Source organism: Bradyrhizobium sp. HKCCYLRH1034 (assembly GCF_051168375.1).
GTDB lineage: Bacteria > Pseudomonadota > Alphaproteobacteria > Rhizobiales > Xanthobacteraceae > Bradyrhizobium.
Genome location: NZ_JBNPUW010000001.1, coordinates 476,587 through 502,576 on the forward strand (window position 1 = coordinate 476,587; position 25,990 = coordinate 502,576).

25 protein-coding genes are annotated in these 25,990 nt (G+C 65.6%); 14 read left to right on the top strand and 11 right to left on the bottom strand.

All coding sequences use genetic code 11. The annotated features are described in order from the left end of the window. Positions 1 to 120: 120 nt before the first annotated feature. The 4 genes from ACQR0W_RS02150 to ACQR0W_RS02165 all read left to right on the top strand — a co-directional run bounded on the left by ACQR0W_RS02150 (position 121) and on the right by ACQR0W_RS02165 (position 4,779). Positions 121 to 1,443, top strand: coding sequence for an MFS transporter (locus tag ACQR0W_RS02150; protein ID WP_315826380.1), 1,323 nt, complete (start codon positions 121 to 123; stop codon positions 1,441 to 1,443). A 41-nt stretch (positions 1,444 to 1,484) separates the two neighbouring features. Then, positions 1,485 to 2,147 (top strand): sulfite oxidase-like oxidoreductase, encoded by a 663-nt coding sequence (locus tag ACQR0W_RS02155; RefSeq protein ID WP_315715778.1) that lies wholly within the window; start codon positions 1,485 to 1,487, stop codon positions 2,145 to 2,147. Positions 2,148 to 2,340: 193 nt separating this feature from the next. After that, complete coding sequence (locus ACQR0W_RS02160; RefSeq protein WP_315754677.1) at positions 2,341 to 2,706, top strand: hypothetical protein; 366 nt, start codon at positions 2,341 to 2,343, stop codon at positions 2,704 to 2,706. A gap of 855 nt (positions 2,707 to 3,561) precedes the next feature. Next, positions 3,562 to 4,779, top strand: coding sequence for a bifunctional alpha/beta hydrolase/OsmC family protein (locus ACQR0W_RS02165; RefSeq protein WP_316164352.1), 1,218 nt, complete (start codon positions 3,562 to 3,564; stop codon positions 4,777 to 4,779). A gap of 191 nt (positions 4,780 to 4,970) precedes the next feature. On the opposite strand, the gene ACQR0W_RS02170 is transcribed toward ACQR0W_RS02165, so the two are convergent. Then, positions 4,971 to 6,017 (bottom strand): YeeE/YedE family protein, encoded by a 1,047-nt coding sequence (locus ACQR0W_RS02170; RefSeq protein WP_315715828.1) that lies wholly within the window; start codon positions 6,015 to 6,017, stop codon positions 4,971 to 4,973. 214 nt (positions 6,018 to 6,231) lie between these two features. Here ACQR0W_RS02170 and paaI point away from each other — a divergent pair, with 214 nt between their 5' ends. Continuing rightward, on the top strand, positions 6,232 to 6,699 hold the full coding sequence (gene paaI / locus ACQR0W_RS02175; protein ID WP_409999232.1) for a hydroxyphenylacetyl-CoA thioesterase PaaI: 468 nt from the start codon (positions 6,232 to 6,234) through the stop codon (positions 6,697 to 6,699). Positions 6,700 to 6,742: 43 nt separating this feature from the next. Continuing rightward, positions 6,743 to 8,071 (top strand): phenylacetate--CoA ligase PaaK, encoded by a 1,329-nt coding sequence (paaK, locus tag ACQR0W_RS02180; RefSeq protein WP_315757796.1) that lies wholly within the window; start codon positions 6,743 to 6,745, stop codon positions 8,069 to 8,071. Between the two features lie 138 nt (positions 8,072 to 8,209). On the opposite strand, the gene paaE is transcribed toward paaK, so the two are convergent. The 8 genes from paaE to ACQR0W_RS02220 all read right to left on the bottom strand — a co-directional run bounded on the left by paaE (position 8,210) and on the right by ACQR0W_RS02220 (position 14,611). Beyond that, positions 8,210 to 9,289 (bottom strand): 1,2-phenylacetyl-CoA epoxidase subunit PaaE, encoded by a 1,080-nt coding sequence (gene paaE, locus ACQR0W_RS02185; RefSeq protein ID WP_316170591.1) that lies wholly within the window; start codon positions 9,287 to 9,289, stop codon positions 8,210 to 8,212. Positions 9,290 to 9,427: 138 nt separating this feature from the next. Next, entirely contained in the window at positions 9,428 to 9,931 is a 504-nt protein-coding gene (paaD, locus tag ACQR0W_RS02190; RefSeq protein ID WP_316170592.1) for a 1,2-phenylacetyl-CoA epoxidase subunit PaaD, read from the bottom strand. Beyond that, on the bottom strand, positions 9,925 to 10,701 hold the full coding sequence (paaC, locus tag ACQR0W_RS02195; protein WP_316170593.1) for a 1,2-phenylacetyl-CoA epoxidase subunit PaaC: 777 nt from the start codon (positions 10,699 to 10,701) through the stop codon (positions 9,925 to 9,927). Before paaC ends, paaD begins: the two co-directional genes overlap by 7 nt. A gap of 129 nt (positions 10,702 to 10,830) precedes the next feature. Continuing rightward, the gene (gene paaB / locus ACQR0W_RS02200) at positions 10,831 to 11,118 is read right to left on the bottom strand and encodes a 1,2-phenylacetyl-CoA epoxidase subunit PaaB (protein WP_009025702.1); all 288 of its coding nucleotides are present in this window, start codon (positions 11,116 to 11,118) and stop codon (positions 10,831 to 10,833) included. Positions 11,119 to 11,133: 15 nt separating this feature from the next. After that, positions 11,134 to 12,123, bottom strand: a complete 990-nt coding sequence (paaA, locus tag ACQR0W_RS02205) for a 1,2-phenylacetyl-CoA epoxidase subunit PaaA (RefSeq protein ID WP_315715768.1) — start codon at positions 12,121 to 12,123, stop codon at positions 11,134 to 11,136. A 78-nt stretch (positions 12,124 to 12,201) separates the two neighbouring features. Beyond that, the gene (gene paaX / locus ACQR0W_RS02210; protein ID WP_315826388.1) at positions 12,202 to 13,083 is read right to left on the bottom strand and encodes a phenylacetic acid degradation operon negative regulatory protein PaaX; all 882 of its coding nucleotides are present in this window, start codon (positions 13,081 to 13,083) and stop codon (positions 12,202 to 12,204) included. Between the two features lie 90 nt (positions 13,084 to 13,173). Continuing rightward, the gene (locus tag ACQR0W_RS02215) at positions 13,174 to 13,650 is read right to left on the bottom strand and encodes a phasin (protein ID WP_315715766.1); all 477 of its coding nucleotides are present in this window, start codon (positions 13,648 to 13,650) and stop codon (positions 13,174 to 13,176) included. 187 nt (positions 13,651 to 13,837) lie between these two features. Further along, positions 13,838 to 14,611 carry a hypothetical protein gene (locus tag ACQR0W_RS02220; RefSeq protein ID WP_315826485.1) on the bottom strand — a complete coding sequence of 258 codons (774 nt, stop codon included), beginning with the start codon at positions 14,609 to 14,611 and terminating at the stop codon, positions 13,838 to 13,840. 146 nt (positions 14,612 to 14,757) lie between these two features. Between ACQR0W_RS02220 and ACQR0W_RS02225 the strand changes: the two genes are divergently transcribed. Next, positions 14,758 to 15,678: an alpha/beta fold hydrolase gene (locus ACQR0W_RS02225; RefSeq protein ID WP_315826389.1), complete on the top strand. Its 921-nt coding sequence runs from the start codon at positions 14,758 to 14,760 to the stop codon at positions 15,676 to 15,678. Between the two features lie 99 nt (positions 15,679 to 15,777). On the opposite strand, the gene ACQR0W_RS02230 is transcribed toward ACQR0W_RS02225, so the two are convergent. After that, positions 15,778 to 16,782, bottom strand: coding sequence for an alpha/beta fold hydrolase (locus tag ACQR0W_RS02230; protein ID WP_315715764.1), 1,005 nt, complete (start codon positions 16,780 to 16,782; stop codon positions 15,778 to 15,780). A 138-nt stretch (positions 16,783 to 16,920) separates the two neighbouring features. Then, entirely contained in the window at positions 16,921 to 17,181 is a 261-nt protein-coding gene (locus ACQR0W_RS02235) for a DUF6489 family protein (RefSeq protein WP_315715763.1), read from the bottom strand. 525 nt (positions 17,182 to 17,706) lie between these two features. Between ACQR0W_RS02235 and ACQR0W_RS02240 the strand changes: the two genes are divergently transcribed. The 7 genes from ACQR0W_RS02240 (at position 17,707) to ACQR0W_RS02270 (ending at position 25,946) form a co-directional block, all read left to right on the top strand. Next, positions 17,707 to 19,302, top strand: a complete 1,596-nt coding sequence (locus ACQR0W_RS02240; protein ID WP_316186852.1) for an ABC transporter substrate-binding protein — start codon at positions 17,707 to 17,709, stop codon at positions 19,300 to 19,302. A 108-nt stretch (positions 19,303 to 19,410) separates the two neighbouring features. Beyond that, positions 19,411 to 20,391 (top strand): ABC transporter permease, encoded by a 981-nt coding sequence (locus ACQR0W_RS02245; protein WP_315715761.1) that lies wholly within the window; start codon positions 19,411 to 19,413, stop codon positions 20,389 to 20,391. Positions 20,392 to 20,393: 2 nt separating this feature from the next. Then, positions 20,394 to 21,359: an ABC transporter permease gene (locus ACQR0W_RS02250; protein WP_315715760.1), complete on the top strand. Its 966-nt coding sequence runs from the start codon at positions 20,394 to 20,396 to the stop codon at positions 21,357 to 21,359. A gap of 34 nt (positions 21,360 to 21,393) precedes the next feature. Then, positions 21,394 to 22,377: an ABC transporter ATP-binding protein gene (locus ACQR0W_RS02255; protein ID WP_315826390.1), complete on the top strand. Its 984-nt coding sequence runs from the start codon at positions 21,394 to 21,396 to the stop codon at positions 22,375 to 22,377. Beyond that, positions 22,374 to 23,369 carry an ABC transporter ATP-binding protein gene (locus ACQR0W_RS02260; RefSeq protein ID WP_316186853.1) on the top strand — a complete coding sequence of 332 codons (996 nt, stop codon included), beginning with the start codon at positions 22,374 to 22,376 and terminating at the stop codon, positions 23,367 to 23,369. The genes ACQR0W_RS02255 and ACQR0W_RS02260 overlap by 4 nt, the downstream gene beginning before the upstream one ends. A 48-nt stretch (positions 23,370 to 23,417) precedes the next feature. Continuing rightward, positions 23,418 to 25,220 (top strand): gamma-glutamyltransferase family protein, encoded by a 1,803-nt coding sequence (locus tag ACQR0W_RS02265; protein ID WP_434840564.1) that lies wholly within the window; start codon positions 23,418 to 23,420, stop codon positions 25,218 to 25,220. A gap of 15 nt (positions 25,221 to 25,235) precedes the next feature. Continuing rightward, positions 25,236 to 25,946 carry a DUF1028 domain-containing protein gene (locus tag ACQR0W_RS02270; RefSeq protein ID WP_316186855.1) on the top strand — a complete coding sequence of 237 codons (711 nt, stop codon included), beginning with the start codon at positions 25,236 to 25,238 and terminating at the stop codon, positions 25,944 to 25,946. Positions 25,947 to 25,990: the final 44 nt, after the last annotated feature.

The following is a 25,990-nucleotide window of genomic DNA, read 5'->3' on the forward strand; positions in this document are numbered from 1 at the left end:
CAAGGCCGCCATCCGCCGAGTTCCATGCTCTGAACAGGGGACCCATGTCCGTTATCGGCTGTTGGCAATCCGGGCAGCTGCCGTAGAAGGGCCGCAAATCATGCTTGCCGGAGACCGGATATGACAGACGAGGCGCTGCTGCCTGCCGCGGACACTACCACATTCACCGACGTCGAGCGGCGCATCAAGGCGATCCTGATCGGCTCGGCCGGCAACCTGGTCGAGTGGTACGATTTCTATGCCTATACGGCGTTCGCGCTGTACTTCGCGCCGGCCTTCTTTCCGTCGAAGGACCCGGTGGTCGAGCAGCTCAACGCCGCTGTCGTGTTCGCCGCGACGTTCCTGATGCGCCCGCTCGGCGGCTGGCTGTTCGGCTATCTCGCCGATCACCATGGCCGGCGGCTGTCGCTGACCGTCTCGGTGCTCTGCATGTGCTTCGGCTCGCTGATCATCGCGGTGACACCGACCTATGCCACCATCGGCATCGCCGCGCCGATCATCCTGGCGCTCGCCCGCGTGATCGAAGGCCTCAGCCTCGGCGGCGAATATGGCGCCAGCGCCACCTATCTCTCCGAGGTCGCCGACGCCAAGCATCGCGGCTTCTATTCGAGCTTCCAATATGTCACCCTGATCGGCGGGCAGCTCACCGCGATCATCGTGCTTTTGCTGTTGCAGAAGGTGTTCCTGACCCCGGAAGAATTGAGAGCCTGGGGCTGGCGCATTCCGTTCGCGATCGGTGCCGGCCTCGCAATCTTCGTCGCGGTGATGCGGCGGAACCTGCACGAGACCGAAGCCTTCGTGGAGGCCAAGAAGACCGTAGGCCCTTCCGGCTCGATCACCGCCCTGTTCAAATATCCGCGGGAGCTGCTGCTGGTGGTCGGCCTGACCGCGGGCGGCACCGCCGCGTTCTACACCTTCACCACCTACATGCAGACCTTCGTGAAGCTCTCGGTCGGCCTCACCGAGGACCAGACCACGATGGTGATCTTCGGCTCGCTGCTGTTCGCCTGCGTGCTGCAGCCGCTGTATGGCGCGATCTCCGACCGCATCGGTCGCAAGCCGCTGCTGATCTTCTTCGGCGTCGCCGGCACCTTGTCGACGATCCCGATCCTGACGGTACTGAAGGGCACCAAGGAGCCGTTCACAGCTTTCCTGCTGATCTGCGGCGCCTGGATCTTCACGGCGGGCTACACCTCGATCAATGCGGTGGTGAAGGCCGAGCTGTTTCCGACCAATGTCCGCGCGCTCGGTGTCGGCCTGCCCTATGCAATCACCGTATCGCTGTTCGGCGGCACCGCGCCGGCGATCGCCCTCTACTTCAAGAGTATAGGGCACGAGACGTGGTTCTATTATTATCTCACCGGCGTGATCTTCCTGTCGCTGCTGATCTATGCGACCATGCGCGACACCAAGCATGCGTCCGCGATGCACCGGCACGAATGAGCCCGCACGAAAAAGCCCGCACGAATTGACGAGGTGTCGAGATGGCCGACGAGTCCAGCCTGCCGCCCGAGAGCAAGCTGACCCGCAGCAAGGAACGCTGGGCGCGCGAGGGCAAATTCCTGACCGGCCGCATCATCAGGCCGGAGGACCAGCGCCTGCCGCCGGGGCAGCATCTGACCCGCGACTGGCCGGTGCTCGACCTCGGCCTGACACCGTCGGTCACATCAGAGCGCTGGCGACTCGATGTCTATGGCGCCGTCGAGAACCCGCTGTTCTGGGACATGCGCGCCTTCCTCGCCCAGGAGCAGCGCCAGTTCGTCTCCGACATCCACTGCGTCACGACCTGGTCGCGCTACGACAATCAATGGGAAGGGCTCGCCACACGTGACCTGCTCGCCGCCTGCCGGCCGCGTGACAGCGCTGAATTCGTCGTGCTGCATTCCTATGACGGCTACACGACGAACCTGACGCTCGAAGACTTCGCGACCGAGGATGCGTTGCTCGCGCATAGCTGGTCCGGCGCGCCGTTGACTGGAGAGCATGGCGGCCCCGTGCGCGTCGTCGTGCCGCATCTGTATTTCTGGAAGAGCGCGAAATGGCTGAAGGCGATCGAGTTTCTCGAGGCCGACAGACCCGGCTATTGGGAGGTGCGAGGCTATCACAACCGCGGCGATCCATGGGCCGAGCAGCGCTATTCGGACTGACGGGCTCGCGTATCGACACGCCCGCGGAGCCGTAGGGCGGGCAAAGACGCGGAACGCGTCGTGCCCACCATCGCCCCGCCGATGAGAAAAGATTGGTGGGCACGCTTCGCTTTGCCCACCCTACGGACTGCATGCTATCGCTTCCGACCCGAAGCGCGGTCACCGCGATATCCGAACGTGCCAGAGATGCAGCATGGAGTTCACCTCAGAAACCGGCAAGATCCCCAAAGGCTATGGGTACCTTCTCAAGCCGAGCGTCATCCTCGCCGCACTGACCGCAAGAGATCTCGGCGGCATTCGCATCCACCTCGTTCGCAGCCACGGCAGGCGTCTGTTCGATGCACGATATCGGCCGCCGGACGGCGACATTCCTTACGAGCGTCTCAACATCAAGGTCGGCACCGCGCACGAGCGGGATTTACCCCCACTCCGCCGGCAAGCGAAGGACGAAGCGCTGCCGGCGCTCGTCCGATGGATTACCGATCTCGTCTCGCAGGACCTGCCGACCGCGATCCGGCATGGCGAACAGGAGATCGAGCTCCTGCCTCCGCGAGACTGATCGGCGCCTGGTCGTGAGATCGATCGCTGGTCCGGGCCGACCGCAGTCCAATCGCATATTGACCTACGTCGTAACGAACCATCACACCAGTTACTCCGTCATGCCCGGGCTCGTCCCGGGCATCCACGTCGTTCCCAGCATGCCGAACGGCGTGGATGGCCGGGACAAGCCCGGCCATGACGACCTGGAGACAGGCGGCACAAAACTCCGTTCGTCAAATGCGACAGCCCTCGGTCTGACCGGAAGGTGTTGGCGTCAATCATGTGGTCCCACGTCCAGCCTCGCCCCCTAAATAATCTCCCCTTGCGTTTTTCTGAAAATCGTGATTTATTCCTCGCCATCCCGCCTCGTTGCAGAGGGGCGTATCGCGATCGTCACGGACGTGGAGCGCGGGATGCGGTGGGCGCGACGGGTCGCAGCATGGTCTTCCGTGCGGACGAACGATCCGGTGCGCACGGTGAAATCGTGTGGTCTCGGCGCCGCGGTGCTGGCGTCAAGTCGTGGTGCGGATGACGCGCATCGCGATGACGGGGGCAAGAAGGCCGTTCCCCGGAGAGAGCACGTATAAGCCGTTCCAACCATTGCGCAGGGAAGGCCGGGATGTCCTCAGCCGTACCTGTGGTTCTGCCGCCTGCATTTTTTCCGCAGGCGGGCCATGGGGGCGGCAGGCTCCCGACCTTCCCTGCGCCCTCTTGTTTCAAGAGGGCGGAATATCCGCAGAGCTCGGGCCGTGCAGGCCGCGAGGGTACGCCACCATGTCTGCGTGTATGGCCAGATCTGTTGTATGACAACGGGGAACGATGCCGTGTCATCGCCTCGCACGGCGGTTAAGACGCAACGGATGGAGACCACATCATGCCGACCGAACGTTTCCAGTTTGAAGGCGCAGGCGGCGACAAGCTCTCCGCGGCGCTCGATCTGCCTGATGGCGCGCCGCGGGCCTATGCGCTGTTCGCGCATTGCTTCTCCTGCGGCAAGGACACGCATGCGGCGCGGCGCATCGCCATGGCGCTGACGGCGCATGGCATCGCCGTGCTGCGGTTCGACTTCACCGGCCTGGGCTCCAGCGAAGGCGACTTCGCCAATACGACGTTCTCCTCCAACGTCGCCGACCTCGTCCGCGCCGCCAATCATCTGCGCGAGACCCGACAGGCGCCGGCGATCCTGATCGGCCACAGCCTCGGCGGAGCTGCCGTGCTGGCCGCCGCCGGCGACATTCCCGATGCGAAAGCCGTGGTGACGATCGCGGCGCCCTCGGACCCGGGCCACGTCACCGCGCTATTCAAGGACAGCCTCGAGGCGATCCGCCGCGACGGCTCGGCCGAGGTCTCGCTCGCGGGCCGTCCGTTCCGCATCAGCAGCTCGTTCCTCGACGACGTCGTCGAGCAGCGCCTGCTCGACAGGGTCAAGCATCTGCACAAGGCGCTGCTGGTGATGCACTCGCCTGTCGACGACACCGTCGGCATCGACAACGCGACGAAGATCTTCGTCGCCGCTAGGCATCCGAAGAGCTTCATCTCGCTCGATCACGCTGATCATCTCATCAGCAGGAAGGAGGACGCAGCCTACATCGCCGAGGTGATCGCGAGCTGGGCCCGCCGTTACGTCGCGCCGGCGGCCGCCGAGCCGGCAGCCAAGGATGGTCCGCGCGACGTGGTCGTGCGCGAGACCCGGTCGAGCAAGCTGCAGCAGGCCATCGCGCTCGGCCCGCATCATCTCACCGCCGACGAGCCGCTCTCGGTCGGCGGCCAGGACACCGGCCCGGGCCCCTACGACCTCCTGCTCGCGGCGCTCGGCGCCTGCACCTCGATGACGATGCGGCTCTATGCCGACCGCAAATTCCTGCCGCTCGACCGCATCACGGTCACCTTGCGCCACAGCAAGATCCATGCGGAGGACTGCGCGGAGTGCGAGACCAAGGTCGGGCTGATCGATCAGCTCGACCGCGAGATCCACCTGGACGGCGCGCTCGATCAGGAGCAGCGCAGGAAGCTGATGGAGATCGCCGACAAATGCCCGGTGCACCGGACGCTGACGTCGGAGATCCGTATCGTCACGCGCGCGACGGAGTGAGCTCATTCGACTGAGTCACAACCACCGCATTCCGGGGCAAGGCCGTGAGGCCTTGAACTCGGAATCCCGAGATTGTCTTGCGTCCATTTCCGGCAATGTCGAGATTCCGGGTTCAATCGCCGACGCGCAGCCGCTTCGCGACTTCGCATCGACGATTGCCCCGGAACGACGGTGGTCGTGACACAATGAGACTAACGCGCGGCCTGCGGCTCGCTCTTCAGCGGCCTGACGCGCAAAGCTCCGCGCAGGCCGGCCGCCGTGCCGATGAAGATTCCCGCGACGGCGACGAAGGACGGCAGCGCCAGGGTCGACAGCCCTGTCAGGCCCTGCCCGACCGAGCAGCCCAGCGCCATCACGCCGCCGATGCCCATCAGCGCGGCGCCGCCAACCGAGCGCAGCATGTGATGCGGAGAGTGGAAGCCTTCGAGCTTGAAGCGCCGCGTCGCCACCGCGGTGACGAGGCTGCCGGCGAGCACCCCGGCCACGGTGGCGATGCCGAAATTGGCGGTCGAGCCGGTCGACAGCATGATGTATTGCAGGGCATCGGCGATCGGCGCGACGAAGGTCAGGGACGCGACCGGCACGGGGTTGAAATCGTCCGCGCCGAGAGTGCCGGTCGCGAACCAGCCGGCCGCGATCAGCAGGCCGACGACGAGGCCGGCGAGCATCTGGCCGGGCGCGCGCCGGAATGGCGCATGCGCAAGGGCGAAGACGATCAGCGCGCCGCCGAGCCCGAGGGCCGGCAGCAGCCGCGCCGCTGCACCATGCAGGCCACCGACCGACAGCACAGCCGGCAGCGACGTCGCGGTCGCCGTGGTCTGCGAGCCCTGCATCAGCGCGATGCGCAGCGGCGCGATCAGGCCCTTCAACGTCATCTCCGCCGCGATCGCGAGCACGGTCACGACGACGAAGGAGCGCAGATTGCCGCGGCCGAGCAGCACCAGCGCGCGCGAACCGCAACCGTTGGCGAGCACCATGCCGTAGCCGAACAGAACACCGCCCAAGAGCATCAGTGGCACCGAGAACGTCGGCTGCAGATAGATCGACTTGCCGAGATCGACGGCGCCGTTGGCCGCGAGCAGCTGTGTGGCGATGATGGCGATGCCCATCGCCAGGGCGTAAGTTCGCACCAGCCGGCGGTCGCCGTCGGCCCACCAGCCGCGCAGGCTGCTCATCATGCAGAAGCCGCTGAGCAGCCCCACCACGCCATAGACCAGGCCGATCACGAGACCGGCCATCATGGCCAGATTGGCGGCTTCGGGCACGTTCGGGAATCCTTCCGGTTGCAGACAACACGCGCGTTGCGCAGGCAGCGCTTTCGCTTGACGCGCGCAGAATATTTGCCACGATGTCGCACCTAACTAGATGAGAATGCTTGTTCCAACAAGCATCGACGGGAGAGAACGCCGTGATTTCAGAAGCGCATCCTCAGGGGTGGCCGACGCATTGCGCATGCATGGAGGCCGCACGGTGAGCGGCGTGGCGACACTTTCCCCCGACGCTCTCGCCCGCGCCTGCGCCGACGCGATGTGGCAGGATGATCGCGCCAGCCAGGGGCTCGGCATGCAGATCGTCGAGATCGGCCCCGGACGCGCCACGCTGCAGATGACGGTGCAGCCGCACATGGTCAACGGCCATGGCATCGCCCATGGCGGCTTCATCTTCACGCTGGCCGATTCCGCCTTCGCCTTTGCCTGCAACTCGCACAACGACCGCACCGTGGCGGCGCAGGGCAGCATCAGCTTCATCCGCCCCGGCAAGCTCGGCGACGTTCTGCTTGCTCGCGCGCACGAGGTATCCCGCAGCGGGCGCTCAGGCATCTATGATGTCCGCGTTACGGCAGGCGACACGGTGATCGCCGAATTCCGCGGCCATTCCCGCAGCATCGGCGGCACGCTGGTCCCGGCCGCCGCGAGCTGATCCGCTTCCCTATCGCCCCGCGCCCCTGCCGGAGGACCTGACCATGACATCGACCAAGCTTCAATCGACCGGCAGCTACGTTCCCGAGATGGACGCAGCCGAGCGAGCCTCGCGCGACGAGATCATGGCGCTGCAGACGAGCCGGCTCGCCTGGTCGCTGAAGCACGCCTACGACAACGTCGCCCATTACCGCCGCGCCTTCGACAAGGCGGGGGTGCATCCCTCCGACTTCCGCGAGCTCGCCGACCTCGCCAAGTTTCCGTTCACGGTGAAGACCGACCTGCGCGACAATTACCCGTTCAACATGTTCGCCGTGCCGCGCGAGCAACTGGTAAGGGTACACGCCTCCTCGGGCACGACCGGCAAGCCGATCGTGGTCGGCTATACCAGGAACGACATCGCGACCTGGTCGGCCGTGATGGCCCGCTCGATCCGCGCCGCCGGCGGCAGGAGCGGCATGATCATCCACAACGCCTACGGCTATGGCCTGTTCACCGGCGGCCTCGGCGTCCATTACGGCGCCGAGCAGCTCGGCTGCACGGTGGTGCCCATCTCCGGCGGCATGACCGAGCGGCAGGTGCAGCTGATCAATGATTTCCGCCCTGACATCATCACCGTGACGCCAAGCTACATGCTGGCAATCCTCGACGAGTTCAAGCGTCAGGGCCTCGATCCGCGGCAGAGCTCGCTCAGGATCGGCATCTTCGGCGCCGAGCCGTGGACCAATGCGATGCGCGCCGAGATCGAGGATGCGTTCGCGATGGACGCCACCGACATCTACGGCCTGTCCGAGGTGATCGGCCCTGGTGTGGCGCAGGAATGCCTGGAGACCAAGGACGGGCTGCACATCTGGGAGGATCATTTCTATCCGGAGATCGTCGATCCCGACACCGGCAAGGTGCTGCCCGACGGCGAGATGGGCGAACTGGTGTTCACCTCGTTGACCAAGGAGGCCTTTCCCGTCATCCGCTATCGCACCCGCGATCTGACGCGGCTGCTGCCGGGCACCGCGCGGCCGGGAATGCGACGGATGGAGAAGGTCACGGGCCGCTCCGACGACATGATCATCCTGCGCGGCGTCAACCTGTTCCCGTCACAGATCGAGGAGATCCTGCTGTCGACCGAGTGGTGCGGCGGCCATTTCATGCTGGAGCTGACGCGCGAGGGCCGCATGGACGAGCTGACCATCTACGCGGAGTCGCGCCCCGAGCATTGGGACGAGACCGGCCTCGGCGCGCACGCCGAGCGCATCTCCATCCACATCAAGAACACCATCGGCCTCACGGCAAAGGTGAAAGTCGTCCCACCCGACACGCTGGAGCGCTCGGCCGGCAAAGCGAAACGGATCAAGGACAAGCGGCCGGTGGGGTAATTGTTGGTGTCGCGAGTGTGAGGTTCGGCAAATGGTCGCGGCTCGTCCTTGCGAGCGAAGCGAAGCAATCCAGGGCAGCGCGAAGATTCTGGATTGCTTGGTCGCTTCGCTCCTCGCAATGACGGCGAGCGTAGTTCCTCACACATGATCGTAGTCCACCACCACCCGCTCCGTCACCGGCCTGGCCTGACACGTGAGCACAAAACCAGCCTGCAGCTCCCATGGCTCCAGCGAGTAGTTCAGCTCCATCTCCGCTCTCCCCTCCACCAGCTTGGCGCGGCAGGTCGAGCACATGCCGCCCTTGCAGGCGAACGGCAGGTCGACGCCGGCGCGCAGCGCGGCGTCGAGGATGGCTTCGCCGTCGGCGACCGGAACCTCGCGGCGCTTGCCGTCGATGATCAGGGCGGCGATGGCCTTCGGCGGCGCCGAGTCCGGAACGACCATCTTGGGCCGCGGCTTGCCGCCGGCGCCGGAGACGAAGCGCTCGACATGGACGCGGTCGTCGGAGATCCCGAGCGCGCGGCAGGCGGCCTCGATATCCTCGCTCATCCCGGTGGGACCGCAGATGAAGACGTGATCGACGCTCTCGGCCGGCACCAGCGAGCGCAGCAGCACGCGCACCTTCTCGCCGTCGAGCCGGCCGTGCAGGATCGGCAGATCCTGCTCCTCGCCGGAGATGACGTGGAACAGCGAGAAGCGGTCGAGGAAGCGATCCTTCAGCTCCTCGAGGTGTTCGCGGAACAGCATGCCTGCGGTGGTGCGGCTGCCGTAGAACAGGAAGAAGCGGCTGTGCGGCTCCCGCGCCAGCACGGCTTTCACGATCGAGAGGATCGGCGTGATTCCGGAGCCCGCCGCGAAGCCGACGTGGGTGCGCGCGGCCTCCGGCTGCAATGCCACGCCAAAACGTCCAGTTGGCGTCATCACGTCAATCTCGTCGCCGCGCTTCAGTTCGTCAGTGACGAAGCTGGAGAACGCGCCGCCATCGACGCGCTTCACCGCGATGCGGATCTCGTCATCATCGGGGCCGGAGCAGATCGAATAGGAGCGCCGCACCTCCTCGCCGCCGAGCGTGGTCTTCAACGTGAGATATTGCCCCGGCGCGAACTGATAGTCCGCCGCCAGCTCGTTCGGAATCGCAAAGGTCAGCGACACGGCATCGGGCGCCTCGCGGCGCAGGTCACGGATAGCGAGACGGTGGAAGCGTGGCGTGGTCGACATCGGGTTCATCCTCCCGTCATTGCGAGGAGCGAAGCAACGAAGCAATCCAGGACCGCGCGCGGGACTCTGGATCGCTTCCGCCTAAGCCCTTCGGGCTTCGGCGGACAAGTCGCTGCGCTCGCGATGACGGCTGCTGCATCAGTGACACTTGAAATAGTCGAACGGCTCGCGGCACGATCTGCAGCGCCACAGCGCCTTGCACGAGGTCGAGCCGAACTCGGCGAGCTGCTCGGTGTCGACGGATCCGCATTGCGGACACGCGACCTCGGCCACGCCAAACAGCGCGCGGCGCCCGCTCGACGGCTGCGGCGGCGCGATGCCGTACTCCCGCAGCTTGCGCCGCCCCTGCTCGCTCATCCAGTCCGTGGTCCAGGCCGGCGACAGCACCGTGCGAACGTGGGCATCACGGAAGCCGGCGCGCTCCAGCGCCAGCTCGATCTCCAGCGCGATCATGTTCATCGCCGGACAGCCGGAATAGGTCGGCGTGATCGCGACCTCGACGCGGTCGCCGACGACCTCGACCTCGCGCAGGACGCCGAGATCGTCGATCGTCAGCACCGGAATTTCCGGATCGGCCACCGATGCCGCGGCGTCCCAGGCGCGCTGGCGCAGCTCGGCCGGGCTGAAATCCGCAACTACCATGTCGCACCGGGAAAGCTGCGCTGCATATATTGCAGCTCGCAGAGGAGATGGCCGAGATGCTCGCTGTGGCGGCCGTCGCGGCCGCCCTGCTGCATCCACTCGTTCTCCTGCAGCACCAGGGTCGCCTCGCGCGCGACATGCGACACGCTCGACAGCCATTCCGGCAGCAGCATCGTCGGATCGATCGCGATACCCGCGTCGATCAGACCGCGCTCACTCTCGTCGACGCTGAACATCTCGCCGGTATAGGCCCAGAGGTCATCGATCGCGGCTTGCGCGCGGGCGTGGCTTTCGTCGGTGCCGTCACCGAGCCGGATCACCCATTCGCTGGCGTGGCGCAAATGATAGGCGCATTCCTTCTCCGACTTGGCCGCGATCGCCGCCAGCGTCGCATCGGTCGAGTCCATCATGCCGCGCCAATACAGATCGGCGAACGCCGCGTAGAACAGCTGCCGCACCATCGTGTGCGCGAAGTCGCCATTGGGACGCTCGACCAGCAGCAGGTTGCGGTACTGCCTGACATCACGAAGATAGGCGAGCTTGTTCTCGTCATTGTCGCGACCCTCGACCTTGGCGGCGTAGCCGTAGAGCTCGCGCGCCTGGCCAATCAGGTCGAGCGCCATGTTGGACAGCGCCATGTCCTCTTCGAGAACAGGCGCATGGCCGCACCATTCGGAGAGGCGATGGCCGAGGATCAGCGCATCATCGGCGCGGCGCAAGGTGTAGAGCACCAGCGGCGCTTCGCAGACGGTGATCGAGGGAGCGGTCATGGTTGTGATCCGATCAGGCCCGCCACGAACTCAGCCATTGCGAGCGCAGCAATCCAGGGATTCATCCGAGCCGGCAGTCTGGATTGCTTCGCTGCGCTCGCAATGACGACGGCTGACGGCCGTCCGCACTCACATATGCCCGACTTCCTCGGGCACCTCGTAGAACGTCGGATGCCGATAGATCTTCGACTCCGCCGGCTCGAACATCATGCCCTTGTCGGCAGGATCGGACGCGGTGATCGCGCTCGACGGCACCACCCAGATCGACAGGCCCTCGCCGCGGCGGGTGTAGAGATCGCGCGCCGCCTGCAGTGCCATGGTCGCATCCGGCGCGTGCAGTGAGCCGCAATGCTTGTGCGCAAGCCCGTTGCGGCTGCGGATGAAGACTTCCCACAACGGCGTGTTCGGCGTCGCCATTTCGATCTCCCTGTCCTATTCGGCAGCCTGTGCCATCCGGCGCCGCGCGCGCTTCTCGGCGTAGGCGGTCGCGGCCTCGCGCACCCAAGCGCCCTCGGCATGCGCCTTGCGGCGCGCGGCCATGCGATCGCGGTTGCACGGGCCGTTGCCGGCCAGCACCTGCTTGAACTCGTTCCAGTCGATCGGGCCGTGCACCCAATGGCCCTGCTCGTCCTGCGTCATCTCGGGATCGGGAATGGTGAGCCCGAGATACTGCGCCTGCGGCACGGTGGCATCGATGAACTTCTGGCGCAGTTCGTCGTTCGAGAAGCGCTTGATCTTCCACTTGGTCGAGGTGTCGCTGTGCTGGCTGGCCTGGTCGGGCGGGCCGAACATCATCAGCACCGGCCACCACCAGCGGTTCAGCGCGTCCTGCGCCATCGCCTTCTGCTCGGGCGTGCCGCGGCAGAGCGTGAGCATGATCTCGTAGCCCTGCCGCTGATGGAACGATTCCTCCTTGCAGACGCGGATCATCGCGCGAGCATAGGGACCATAGGAACAGCGGCACAACGGAATCTGGTTCATGATCGCGGCGCCGTCGACCAGCCAGCCGATCACACCGATGTCTGCCCAGGTCAGGGTCGGGTAGTTGAAGATCGAGGAGTACTTGGCCTTGCCGGCGAGCATCGCATCGACCAGTTCCTCGCGCGAGGCGCCGAGCGTCTCGGCGGCGGCGTAGAGATACAGCCCGTGGCCGCACTCGTCCTGGACCTTGGCGAGCAACGCCGCCTTGCGGCGCAGGCTCGGCGCGCGCGTGATCCAGTTGCCCTCGGGCAGCATGCCGACGATTTCGGAATGGGCGTGTTGCGAGATCTGCCGGACCAGCGTCTTGCGATAGGCCGCCGGCATCCAATCGTTCGGCTCGATGCGCTCTTCGGCATCGATGCGCGCCTGAAAGCGCGAGGCGCGTCCAGCGTCCTCGGCGAAGCTGCCCTCCTCGGGCGAATTGAGCGCCTGCGTGTACATGCGGCGGCGTCCTCCCAGGACTTGGTTGACGCCAATATATAACGAGATTTCATCCGTGCAATCGAATTCTGTAATATATCAACGGCCCTCATTCTCAACGGCGAAACGCCGCAGCAGCGCCGCTCCGGCCGCCGGCAGAGGCCCCTCCTCATTTGTCGCATGCGCGTCGAGCCAGCGCTCGGAACCCGGCAGCAGCAACCGATAAATCTCGCCGCACAGCGCCCGGGCCTGCCGTCCAGGCCAATTCCCCGGCAGCAGCTCGGCCGGCAGCAGCGGATCGCGCAGCACGATGCGCCGATAGTGGTGGATCAGCAGGATCCGGGCGGTGAAGGCCTGCCCGTCGGACAACACCTCGCCGCGCGCGATGCTGTCCTTGAGCGGCGCAAAGGAGGCGCTGAACTTGCGGTACGCCTCCGCCGTCCGCTCCAGCGCCCAGCTCTCGGCGACCAGCCGTCGCGCCATGTCGGAGCCGGCGGACGCCTGCAGGCGGATGGCCCCCTCCACTGCGTCAGGGACGGCGATGCTCGAGGGGGCCACGAACACACCGGGCAGCGGGCTGCCGAAGCCCGCATCGCGCAGCGCAGTCCGCGCCTGCTCGCGATCCTCGGCGCTGCCGATGAGCAGCAGTTCGAAGCTGCCGTTCCATTCCGCCGGCGGCGAATCGTAGATGTGGCGGGTGGCGCCGGCGAAGGTCTGCTCGCCGCGCCGGGTCAGGCGATAGAAACTGTTGCGGCCCATTCTGCTGCGCTCGAACCAGCCTTCCGCCGTCAGCCGCGACATCGCCGTGCGCACCACGCTGCCGTCGATGGCGAGCCCTTCGAAGAAGGCGAGCAAGCTGCCGAGCCAGACGCTGCCGCCCCGCGGCACAATGGCGTCGCCGAACACGGTGATGATCAGCGAGCCCGTGCGCGACGGCTCGCTCTTCAGTTGATTGACGATGCGGGACAGAGGCTGCGCCATGTCTCCGCTTTATCCGGTTTCGCCTGGTCACAAAAGAAAAGGCCCGCACGATGCGGGCCTTGCAGGTCGATCGGCTGATGCGCGAGGCGATCAGGCGGTCTTGTTGTAGGCCTTGGCCATGTTCTCCTGGGCGAGCTTTGCACCCTCGGTGACGAGCTTGCCGACATACTCGCTGGTCGACTTGGCGCGGGCGACGAGCGCCTCGCCACGGGCACGGGCCAGCTCACCCTGGATCTGAACGGCTTCGCTGATCGACTTGGCGGACGCCAGCCGGTCGATGCCGTCGAAGAAGGCCTCGGTGTCCTGATACAGCGCCTGCTGAATGTTCCGGCTGATCTTGCCGGCCTCGGTCACGCCGTCGAACACGGCGGTCTCGATCGCCGACGTCACCTTCTCGGAGCCAGCGAGGGCCTCCGCAGCGCGCTCCTTGGCGGTCGACGCGGTCTTCTTGACGAACTCCCGCGCGGACTCCGGCACTTCCATCGTCTGCAGATTCTTGAACGCGTCGGTCACCGGTGCAAAGGCGTCCTTGACGGTGTCGAACACGGTATTGGTCTCGGTGGTCATGGCTGTCTCCATCCTCAATGCTTCTGAGCTATGGCTCGCTCCGTCCCTTATGAAACCGGAGTGACTCAGCTATATCATTCTGGATGGTGCGACGCAACATAAATGTTGCAACGCACCATCCTGGATGGGAGGAAAGGACTGGCAACCGCTGAGCGACCCGCCGCACGTCGGAACGTTCGGGTGAGCCTCAGTGCTCGGCAGGGGCGCCGCCGTGCTTTTTGTTGCGGTTCTTCCCCGGCCGGGCCGGCTCGGCCGGCTTTGGAGCCGCCTCATCAGCCTTGGGCGCGGCGTCGACGGGCTGAGACGGCTTCATCAACGTGTCGAGCATGGCCCGGATCTCGCGCAGCTCTGCCTCGATCGCGACTGTCGGTGACGGATCGGGTGCTTTGGCGGCGTTCAGCGTCCGGTCGAGCAATGCTTTGATCTCGCTCAACTGGGGCGTGACGTCGACGGCGGGTTTTGCCGCCGGTTGCGGAGCCTTGGTCGCGGCAAGAAGCTCGTTGAGCAAGTCCTTGATCGCCTTCAAGTCCGGCGTGACGTCGCGCGGCGGCGCCACGACTGGCGCCGGCGCCTTGGACGCGGAGAGAAGCGAATCCAGCACGCTCTTGATCTCATTCAACTGCGGAGCGAGATCGGCGGGCGTCGTCGCGGGCACCTGCGCGGAAGCCAGCAGCTCCTTCAACAACACCCGTGTCTCCGCCAGTTCGCCCTCGATGGAGGCGAGCCGCTCATTCAAGGCGGTGAGCTGACCACGGCTCGGCACGTTCATGCCGGCGAAGTAGTTTTCCATCAGATCAACCATGGGCTTCTGTCCGTTTCCTGAACCAGTTGCGGGACCATCGGAGGATGGACGGGGCGTCGCACCCATCGGGCGCAGCCGCGTGAAGGCGCTGAAGCTCTTCTGCATCTCTCCGACCATCTGCTGCCAGAATGCGATCGGGTCGCCAGCTTTGTTCGCCATCGGCACGCTCCTTCAGACCAATACAAGACTCAAACACAACTTATCATAGCACGCCTTCGCTGCGGTGCGGGAGAACTTGTAGCTTGCTTCTCTCGACCAACAGAACCATGCCATAGAGGGTTCCAAGGCCTTGAACGAGGGATCAAGTGACTGCAACTGCTCATCAGCCGCCGCAGACTGTGCGCGCCAACGGTATCGACATCTGCTACGAGATCTTCGGCGACCCGGCGGCCCCTCCCCTCGTGCTGATCATGGGCCTCGGCGGCCAGATGATCATCTGGTACGACGAGTTCTGCGAACAGCTCGCAAGCCGCGGCTTCCGCGTGATCCGCTTCGACAACCGCGACATCGGCCAATCGAGCAAGCTGCATGGCGGCCGCCGGCTGACCCCGTTCGAGCTGATCAAGCTGCGCTTCTTCAACATTCCCGTCTCCGCGCCCTACAAGCTGCTCGACATGGCCAAGGACACGGTCGGCCTGATGGACGCGCTCGACATCAAGTCGGCGCATCTGGTCGGCGCGTCGATGGGCGGCATGATCGCGCAGGAGATCGCGATCTCCTTTCCGCATCGCGTGCGCTCGCTGACGTCGATCATGTCGACGACCGGCAATCCGCGCATCCCGCCGCCGACGCGCGAGGTCGCGATGCTGCTGATGGCGCCGCCGCCGAAGACCAAGGACGACTACATCAAGCGCTTCCAGAAGACCTGGAAGGCGCTGCGCGTCGGCTCATTTCCCGAGGACGAGGTAAATGACGTGGCACTCGCCGAACGCTGCTTCGCGCGCGGCATCAATCCCGCCGGCGTCGGACGTCAGTTGCGCGCGATCCTGGCCTCCGGCAGCCGCAAGCCGCGGCTGCATCTGGTGACGGCGCCGACACTCGTGATCCACGGCAAGGTCGACCCGCTGGTCCATCCCACCGCCGGCAAGGACACGGCGGAGTCGATTCCGAATGCCAAGCTCCTGATGATCGACGGCATGGGTCACGCTACTCCGCGGCCGATGTGGCCGCAGATCATCGACGCAATCGCCGAGCACGCGCACGGCGCGAATCCGCAGGCGGCTTAGGAGAGCCGACGCGCTGCGTCGGCAGGCTTGACGACATCTGTTGTTGTTTGGCTCGGCCGCAGCCTCTCACTCGGACGTGCAATCTGCCTCGGCCGTTCTTCAACCGAACCGTCGCCGCCGCCATTCGATCAGCTTGGCGCTGACCTCCGCGGGCTGCTCCTGCTGCGTCCAATGGCCGCTGTCGCGGACGAGATGTTTCTCCAGGTCCGGCACCAGCTTCTCCATGCCGTCGGCGGCCGAGGGCGGCAGCACGGCGTCGTTCTCCGCCATGATCATCAGCGACGGCACGCGCACCGTTTGATCTAGCCCTTCGGCGCGCTGCCAGTTGCGCGTCATGTTGCGATACCAATTGATGCCGCCGGTGAAGCCGGTGCGCGTGAAGGTGTCGACGAACACCTGCTTCTCCGCCTCCGACAGGATCGGCTGCCGCGTGTCCTTGGCGGCGTCATAGGCTGCGATCATCTGCGGGAACGCCAGGTTGAGCGATGGCGAGGCTGCGATCCCGCCGTCCGGCGGCTCCGTCGGCGGCGTATCGCTGCGCGGCAGCGGCTTGCGCATGAAGGCATCGAAGGTCTCCCCGACACGGCTGCCGAAGATGCGGTCCGGCTCGCGTGCGGGATCCTGGAACTGCACGATGTACATCATGTCGCCGAACCGCTTGCGCATGATGGCGATGGGATCGGCGGGCGCGCGCGGCAGATGCGGCGTGTTGATGCCGACCACGCCCGCGACTCGGTCGGGGTATCGCAGCGGCATCTGCCAGACGACGAAGCCGCCCCAATCGTGACCGACGAAGATCGCCTTGTCGATCTTCAGATGATCGAGCAGGCCGACGAGGTCGGCGGTGAGATGCTCGAGGTCATAGGCCTCGACCGGCTCCGGCCGGTCGGTCGCGCCATAGCCGCGCTGATCGGGTGCGATGACGCGGATGCCGGCCTCGGCCAGCGCCTTGATCTGATGCCGCCAGGAGAAGGCCAGCTCCGGCCAGCCGTGGCAGAGGATCATCGGCGGCCGGTCGCTGACGGGGCCCGCCTCGTAATAGCCCATGCGGATGCCGTTGGTCGTCGCGAACTGCAGCGCCGGCATCCAAGACGGATCGGTCATGCGTCCTCCCCTGAAGTGTTCAGCCGGTCTTTTTCGACCGGTCTTCGGCTCCGGCATGGAGCCTGCTCCATGCCGTGACGTCACGCCACGTCCCTTCGGAGTTCCGCGCAAGCGTAATCCGTGCGGCCGTCGGCCGCGTCAGGCCGACTTCTTGTCGTTCGAGCGGCTGCCGCCGAGGCCTGTCATGGTCAGCATCAGGTCCTGAAACCGTTCGGCCAAGCGGGGATCGAACGTGAACCAGCTCTGCATGATGGCTTCGGGCGTGAGCTTGTCGATGTTGCTCGTCATCTGGTTCTGCAGCCGGTCCATGACCGCAGCCTGCATCGGACCGACATCGGGAAGTCCGAAAAACTGCCGCGCTTCGAGCGGTGTGCAATCGATCTCGATATTGACTTTCATGTCCGCTCCGCTGTTCGAACCATCCCGACGCGAGCCCCGGGCCGGGCTCCCTTCACCAGGAAGACCATCCCGGACTCGCGGCAGGGGGGGTCCAGTATCACCGCGCCGGCCCCCCTCTAGCAAGCGGCGCGTTGCTGCAGGTGCGCAATTCCCGGGACATGGTCAATCCGGCGAGCCCTCAGCCCCATCCCGGAAGCCGCCGCTCGCGTGCGCCGCACAGCGGCGGCGGGGGGATAACCATATCGTTTAGGCTTAAACAAACTGCACTTGTGTGCCGCCGCTGAACTCTGGCAACATATTCGGATCGATCTGCCGCGGGTCGCACGACGCACCGCCAGGCCAGAGCCAACGGGATCAGTTCATTCCGGCGCGGCATCAGACTTGCAGGCATATCGCCCGGCGTCTTGTTGCTTCTTGAAGTTCGTGCAAGAGGCGCTGCAGACAACACGAACTTCGAAGCAAAACAGGCCGGACACAATCGCGCCTGCCGAAAAACCAAGCGTCAAACGCGGAGAATTTGGACATATGTCGGGACGCAAATCCCTGCTCATCGCGGCAGCGGTCGCATTCGGCCTCGCCGTCATGCCGGCTTCGGCCCAGACCCTGCGCTATGCCAACCAGGGCACCCTGAAATCGCTCGATCCCTACACCTTCAAGGAATCGACCACGATTGCGCACCATGCTCACGTCTATGAGGGACTGACCGCGCGCGACAAGGATCTCAAGATCATCCCCGCGCTGGCCGAGAGCTGGGAAACGCCCGAGCCGACCCGCTGGCGCTTCCATCTGCGCAAGGGCGTCAAGTTCCACAATGGCGAACCCTTCACGGCCGACGACGTGATCTTCTCCGCCGATCGCGTCCGCGCCACCGGTTCCAACTTCCTCTCCAACGTTCCGCCGGACGCAAAATTCATCAAGGTCGACGACTACACAGTCGACGTGAAGCTCGATGCCCCCAATCCCATCCTGATCTCGCAATGGGATACGTGGTACATCATGAGCAAGAAGTGGTGCGAGGACAACAACTCGGTCGCGCCGACGCCGGTGTCGGCAACCACGCCGAGCTACGCCGCGCTGCATGAGAACGGCACCGGCCCCTTCATCATCGAGAGCCATCAGCCCGGTGTGAAGACCGTGTTCAAGGTCAATCCGAACTGGTGGGGCAAGCCCGAGCACAATCTCAAGGAGATCGTGTTCACCACCATCGCCTCCGACGCCACGCGCGTCGCCGCGCTGCTGTCCGGCGAGGTCGACGTCATCGAGCCGGTCCCGGTGCAGGATATCGGCCGCGTCGATTCCAGCCCGAATGCCCAGGTCCTGAAGGGACCGGAGCTGCGCACGATCTTCCTTGGCATGGACGAGACGCGCGACGAGCTCTTGTACTCCAACGTCAAGGGCAAGAACCCGTTCAAGGATATCCGCGTCCGCGAGGCCTTCTACAAGGCGATCGACGTCGAGCTGATCAAGACCCGCGTCATGCGCGGCCTGTCGACCCCGTCGGCGCTGATGATCGCTCCGCAGCTCTATGCGCTGTCGAAGGACTTCACCCGGCCGAAATATGATCCGGACGCCGCCAAGAAGCTGCTGACCGAGGCCGGCTATCCCGACGGCTTCGAGGTCGGCATGGATTGCCCGAACGACCGCTACGTCAACGACGCCGCGATCTGCCAGGCCGTGGTCGGCATGCTCGCCCGCATCGGGGTCAAGGTGAACCTGAACGCCCAGCCCAAGGCGCAGTATTTCGCCAAGGTGCTGAAGCCCGGCGGCTACAACACCTCGTTCTTCCTGCTCGGCTGGACGCCCTCCTCGATGGACGCGCACAACGTGATGCACGACATCATGGGCTGCCGTGACGATGCCAAGGACCCGACCCGGGGCGAGGCCAATCTCGGCAATTACTGCAACAAGGAGTTCGACGCCCTGACCGACAAGGTCCTGGTCGAGACCGATACCGCCAAGCGCAATCAACTGATCAAGCAGGCCTTCGAGATCGGCATCAACGATTACGGCTACATCCCGCTGCATCAGCAGGCGGTGGCCTGGGGCGTCTCGAAGAAGGTGAAGATTCCGCTGCGCGCCGACAACGCCGTGCTGCTGTTCCTCGCCACCAAGACCGAGTAGTCCAGACGCAACGACAAGTCCCGGAAAGCAGAACTGCTTTTCGGGACTTTTCATTTCCTGCGGCAGATGCTACGCGCCGCCGCATCTCGAAGGACCTGAAAGGATCAGATGCTCGCCTTCGCGCTTCGCCGAGCAATTCAGGCCATCGGCGTCATGATCGCCGTCGGAATCATCGCGTTCGCCATGTTCCGCTTCGCCGGAGACCCGGTGAGCCAGATCGTGCCGATCGACGCGTCGGCCGCGGAACGGGCCAGCATCCGCCAGTCGCTCGGGCTCGACGATCCCTTCATCGTGCAGTTCGGTCGCTATCTGTTCGACGCGGCGCAGTTCAAGTTCGGCGTCTCCTATCAGTTCCGGCAGCCGGTCTCCGATCTGCTCAAGGAGCGCATGCCCGCCACCCTGGAGCTCGCGGTCTGCGCGACGATCCTGGCGCTGTTCTGCGGTATCCTGATGGGCGTGTTCTCGGCGCTGCACCGCGACTCCCTGCTCGCCAAGCTGTTCCAGATGCTGTCGCTGATCGGCATCTCCCTGCCGACCTTCCTGATCGGCATCCTCCTGATCTACCTGTTCTCGGTCACGCTGGGCTGGCTGCCGTCGTTCGGCCGCGGCGACACCGTCAGGTTCGGCTGGTGGACATCGGGCCTGTTCACCGTCTCCGGCTGGAAGGCGCTGATCATGCCCTCCATCACGCTCGGCCTGTTCCAGATGACCTTGATCATGCGGCTGGTTCGCGCCGAGATGCTCGAGGTGCTGCGCACCGACTACATCCGCTTCGCTCGTGCCCGTGGGCTGACCACGCGCGCGATTCATTTCGGCCATGCCCTGCGCAACACGCTGGTGCCGGTGATCACCGTGGTCGGCCTGCAGTTCGGCTCGGTGATCGCGTTCTCGATCATCACCGAGCAGGTGTTCCAATGGCCGGGCATGGGCCTGTTGTTCGTGCAGGCGGTGCAGAATGTCGACATCCCGATCATGGCGGCCTACCTGATGATGGTGTCGCTGATCTTCGTCACCATCAATCTCGTGGTTGATATCCTCTACACCGTGGTCGATCCGCGCCTGCGCGCGACCATCAGCCGTCCGGCCTGATCATGAGCGACGCAGCCCTTCCCCACCCCACGCCCGTCGAGACGCCGCGCGCCGCCGACGGATGGCTGAAGCGTGCGCTTGCGAGCGACCTGTTCTACTCGTTCCGCCGCTCCAAGCTGACGGTCGCCGCGGCCGTGATCACGCTGCTGTTCTTCCTGCTGGCGATCTTCGCGCCGCTGCTGTCGCCGCAGAACCCGTTCGACCCGGCCCAATTGCAGCTGTTGAACTCGCGGATTTCGCCGCTGTGGACCGCCGACGGACAGAGCCCGTTCTTGCTCGGCACCGACGAGCAGGGCCGCGACGTGCTCTCGGCCATCCTCTACGGCCTGCGCATCTCACTCCTGGTCGGCATTCTCGGCGTCGCCTTTTCCGGCGCGCTCGGCATCGGCCTCGGCCTGATCGCCGGCTATTTCGGCGGCCGGGTCGACACAGTGATCATGCGCATCGCGGACGTCCAGCTCACCTTTCCGCCGATCCTGATTGCGCTGCTGGTCAACGGCATCGCCAAGTCGGTGTCCGGCAACCGGCTGGACTGGCTCAGCATGCTGGTCGTGCTCGTGCTGGCGATCGGCCTCTCCTTCTGGGTACAATATGCGCGCACGGTGCGGAGCTCAGTGCTGGTCGAGAAGAACAAGGACTACGTCGCCGCGGCACAACTGATCGGCCTGCCCGCGCCCGTCATCATGCTGCGCCACGTGCTGCCCAACACCACCGGTCCCGTGCTGGTGATCGCCACCATCAACCTCGCGCTGGCGATCATCACCGAGGCGACCTTGTCGTTCCTCGGCTCCGGCATGCCCGAAACGATGCCGTCGCTCGGGACCCTGATCCGGATCGGCAACAACTATCTGTTCGCCGGCGAATGGTGGATCGTTGCCTTCCCCGGCATCGCTTTGGCCGGACTGATCCTCGCCATCAACCTGCTCGGCGACTGGCTGCGCGACGCCCTCAACCCGAAACTGCGATGACCCGCGTGAATGCGTCCTTCCGAGGCTTGAGCTCATGACCGCCCCCGTTCTGTCCGTGCGCAACCTGCAGGTCGAGTTCGCGACCCGGCGCGGCACCCTGCGCGCGATCGACGGCGTCTCCTACGACATCGCCAAGGGCGAGGTGCTCGGCGTCGTCGGCGAATCCGGTGCCGGCAAATCCGTCACCGGCCTCGCCGTGATCGGCCTGATCGATCCTCCGGGCCGCATCTCCGGCGGCGAGATCCAGCTCTCCGGCCTGCGGATCGACAACCTGCCGCCGGAGGAGATGCGCAAGGTGCGCGGCAGGCGCATCGGCATGATCTTCCAGGATCCGCTGACCTCGCTCAATCCGCTGTATCGCGTCGGCGACCAGATCATCGAGACCATCAGGACCCACACCAACCTCACCGAGCAGCAGGCGCGCAAGCGAGCCATCGACCTGCTCGCCGAGGTCGGCATATCGGCGCCCGAGAAGCGCATCGACGGCTATCCGCACGAATTCTCCGGCGGCATGCGCCAGCGTGTCGTGATCGCGCTGGCGCTGTGCGCCGAGCCGGAGCTGATCATCGCAGACGAGCCGACCACCGCGCTGGACGTCTCCGTGCAGGCGCAAATCATCTCGCTGATCAAGCGGCTCGGCCGCGACCACGGCACCGCCGTGATGCTGGTGACCCACGACATGGGCGTGATCGCCGAGACCTGCGACCGCGTCGCCGTGATGTATGCCGGCCGCGTCGCCGAGATCGGCCCGGTGCAGGAGGTGATCAACAACCCGCTGCACCCCTACGCCAAGGGGCTGATGGGCGCGATCCCGACGCTCGCGGGCGAGGAGAAGCGGCTGGTGCAGATCCCAGGCTCGATGCCGCGGCTGTCCGCGATCCCGCCCGGCTGCTCGTTCAATCCGCGCTGCAGCTTCGCCTTCGACCGCTGCCGCGTCGACCGGCCGGAGCCGCTGCGCCAGGGCACGCAGGCCGTCGCCTGTCATCTGTACGATCGCGCGACGGAGACCGCGGCATGACCGATTTCGTCGAGGTCAAGAACCTGCGCCGGGTCTTCGACGTCTCGAAACCCTGGCTCAACCGCGTGATCGAGCGTCAGCCGCAGGAGTTCCTGAAGGCGGTCGACGGCGTCAGCTTCGGCATCAGGAAGGGCGAGACCTTCGCGCTGGTCGGCGAATCCGGTTCTGGCAAGACCACGGTCGCGCGCATGGTGGTCGGGCTGCTGGCGCCGACGTCGGGCGAGGTCATCATCGACGGCGTGTCGATGAGCGAAGCGCGCCAGGCCCAGGTGCGGCGCAAGCTGCGCCGCCGCATCCAGATGGTGTTCCAGGATCCTTACGCGAGCCTTAATCCGCGCTTCCGCGTCGATAGCATCATCGCCGAGCCGCTCCGCGCCTTTGACATCATCGAGGGTGAGCGCCAGATCAAGGACCGCGTCGGCGAGTTGCTGACGCTGGTCGGCCTGCATCCCGACGACGGCCAGAAATTCCCGCACGAATTCTCTGGCGGGCAGCGTCAGCGCATCGCCATCGCGCGCGCGCTCGCCTCCGAGGCCGAGTTCATCGTCTGCGACGAGCCGACCTCGGCGCTCGACGTCTCCGTGCAGGCGCAGATCCTCAATCTGATGCGCGATTTGCAGGACAAGTTCGGCCTGACCTATCTGTTCATCAGCCACAATCTCGCAGTCGTCCGCCACATGGCGAGCCGCATCGGCGTGATGTATCTCGGCCGCATCGTCGAGATCGCCGATGGCCGCACGCTGTTCAGCGACCCGCGCATGCCCTACACCAAGATGCTGCTCGGCGCAGTGCCGGACCTGTCGATGTCCGGCCGCCAGCGCATTCCGGTCAAAGGCGAGATCCCGAACCCGATCAATCCGCCCTCGGGCTGCACCTTCAACCCACGCTGTCCCCTTGCATTCGATCTCTGTCGGCAGCAGTCGCCCGAACTCATCGGCGGCGTGGCCTGCCATGCGGTGAACCAGCCGGCGAGCGCGGCCGTTCCTGCATGAGGCAACGAGTCGTGGTGCGGACGGACCGATCATCAGAATGAAAGTCACATGAGCTTCATCAACCCCGATCCCTTCACGACCCGCCCCGAGATCGACGGCACCTTCGGCGTCGTCACCTCCACGCACTGGCTCGCCACCGCGGTGGGCATGGCGATGCTGGAGCGCGGCGGCAACGCCTTCGACGCCGGCGTCGCGGCGGCCTTCACCCTGCAGGTGGTGGAGCCGCATTTGAACGGTCCTGGCGGCGACGTGCCGATCATCCTGCACGACGTCAGGCGCGGGCGCACCGAGGTGATCTGCGGCCAGGGCCCGGCGCCATCAGGCGCCACCATCGCGCACTACAGGAACGAAGGCCTCGACATGGTGCCCGGCACCGGCCTGCTCGCGGCCTGCGTGCCCGGCACGTTCGAGTCCTGGATGCTGCTGCTGCGCGACTACGGCACGATGCGGCTGCGCGACGTGCTGGAGCCGGCGATTTCCTACGCGCGCGACGGCTATCCGCTTGTCGAGCGCATCTCGGCGACGATCCAGACCGTGGAGCAGCTGTTCAAGACGCATTGGCCGACCTCGGCCGCGCTCTATCTGCCCAATGGCGAGGTGCCGAGGCCGGGCACGCTGTTCACCAATCCACAGCTCGCGGAAACCTACGCACGCATCCTCAGTGAAGGCGAAAGCGCGGGTGCTGATCGCGACGCGCAGATCGAGCGCGCGCGCAAGGCCTGGTCGCAGGGCTTCGTCGCCGAGGCCATCGACCGCTTCTGCCGGACGCAGGAAGTGATGGACGTCTCGGGTTCGCGCCACAAGGGCGTGCTGACAGCCGACGACATGGCGCGCTGGCAGCCGACCATCGAGGCACCGCTGACCTATCAGTACGGCCGCTACACCGTGTGCAAGGCCGGCGTCTGGAGCCAAGGCCCGGTGCTGCTGCAGCAACTCGCGCTGCTCAAGGGCTTTGTGCTCGACGGCCTCGATCCGACCGGCCCCGATTTCATTCATTGGCAGATCGAAGCCGCGAAGCTCGCCTTCGCCGATCGCGAGGCCTTCTACGGCGATCCTGCTTTCGCCGACATCCCGATCGAGACGCTGCTGTCGGATGCCTACAACGACGAGCGCCGCAAGCTGATTACCGAAAAGGCCTCGCTCGAGCTGCGTCCCGGCACGCTCGACGGCTACGGCGCCAAGGTGAAGCTGCGCGAGGCCCAAGGCCGCCGCGAGGCCGTCGGCGCAATGGGCTCGGGCGAGCCGACCGTCGGCCGCTTCGGCGAGGTGCGCGGCGACACCGTGCATTTCGACATCATCGATTCCCGAGGCAACATAATCTCGGCGACGCCCTCCGGCGGCTGGCTGCAATCATCGCCGGTCATCCCCGAGCTCGGCTTCTGCCTCGGCACGCGCGCGCAGATGTTCTGGCTCGAGGAGGATCATCCGGCCGCGCTGGTGCCGGGCAAGCGGCCGCGCACCACGCTGTCCCCGAGCATGGCGCTGCGCGACGGCGAGCCTTACGTCGCCTGGGGGTCGCCGGGGGGCGATCAGCAGGACCAGTGGAACACGCAGTTCTTCCTGCGCCACGTCCATGCCGGCATGAACCTGCAAGAGTCGATCGACGCCCCGGCGTGGCACTCCGAGCATTTCCCGATCTCGTTCTGGCCGCGCACCGCGCGCCCCGGCGTGCTCGTGGTCGAGGGCCGCGTGCCCAAGGCGACCGTCGAGGAGCTGCGCCGCCGCGGCCATGTCGTCGAGGTCAGGCCGGACTGGTCGGAAGGCCGGCTCACCGCGGCCTCACGCGTCGGCCGCCGCCGCCGCGCCGCGGCCAATCCACGGGGCATGCAGGGTTACGCCGCCGGACGATAAGAGAGCAACGCGACGATGACCTGGTCGATCATTGCCAAGGACGATCTCACCGGCCGGATCGGCATCGCCGTCGCCACCCGCTTCTTCGCCGTCGGCGCGCGCGTGCCCTTCATCGTCGCCGGCCACGGCGGCATCGCCACACAGGCGCTGGTCAATCCCTATTACGGCATCGACGGCGTCACGCTGCTGCACGACGGCCGGCATCCGCGCGAGATCGTGCAACTGCTGACATCTGCCGATCCCGGCCGCGAGAGCCGCCAGCTCCACATCCTCGATCACAACGGCCAGATTGCCGCCCACACCGGCCGCGACTGCATCGACTGGTGCGGCCATCTCGAAGGCCGTGGCTTTTCGATTGCCGGCAACATGCTGGCCGGCCCGCAGGTGCTGAACGAAACCGCGAACGCCTTTCTCGCCAACAGCGCCCTGCCCCTCGCCCTGCGCCTGATCGCGGCCATGAAGGCCGGCGAGGCCGCCGGCGGTGACAAGCGCGGCAAACAGTCGGCCGCTCTTCTGGTCCACGGCAAGGAGGAATGGTCCGAGCTCGATCTGCGTGTCGATGATCACCCCGATCCGCTGGCAGAGCTCGAACGACTGGAGGGCGTTAGCCGCAAGCATTGGGCCGTGTTCCGGCAGTTCATGCCGACGCGCGACAATCCGGCAGGGATCACGGATCGCGCCACGATTGATGCCGGCATCGCCGCCGCGCTCGCGAACCAGACATGACCGAGCCGGAAGCACGGCGCGTGATCGGGGTTGGTATTGATAGT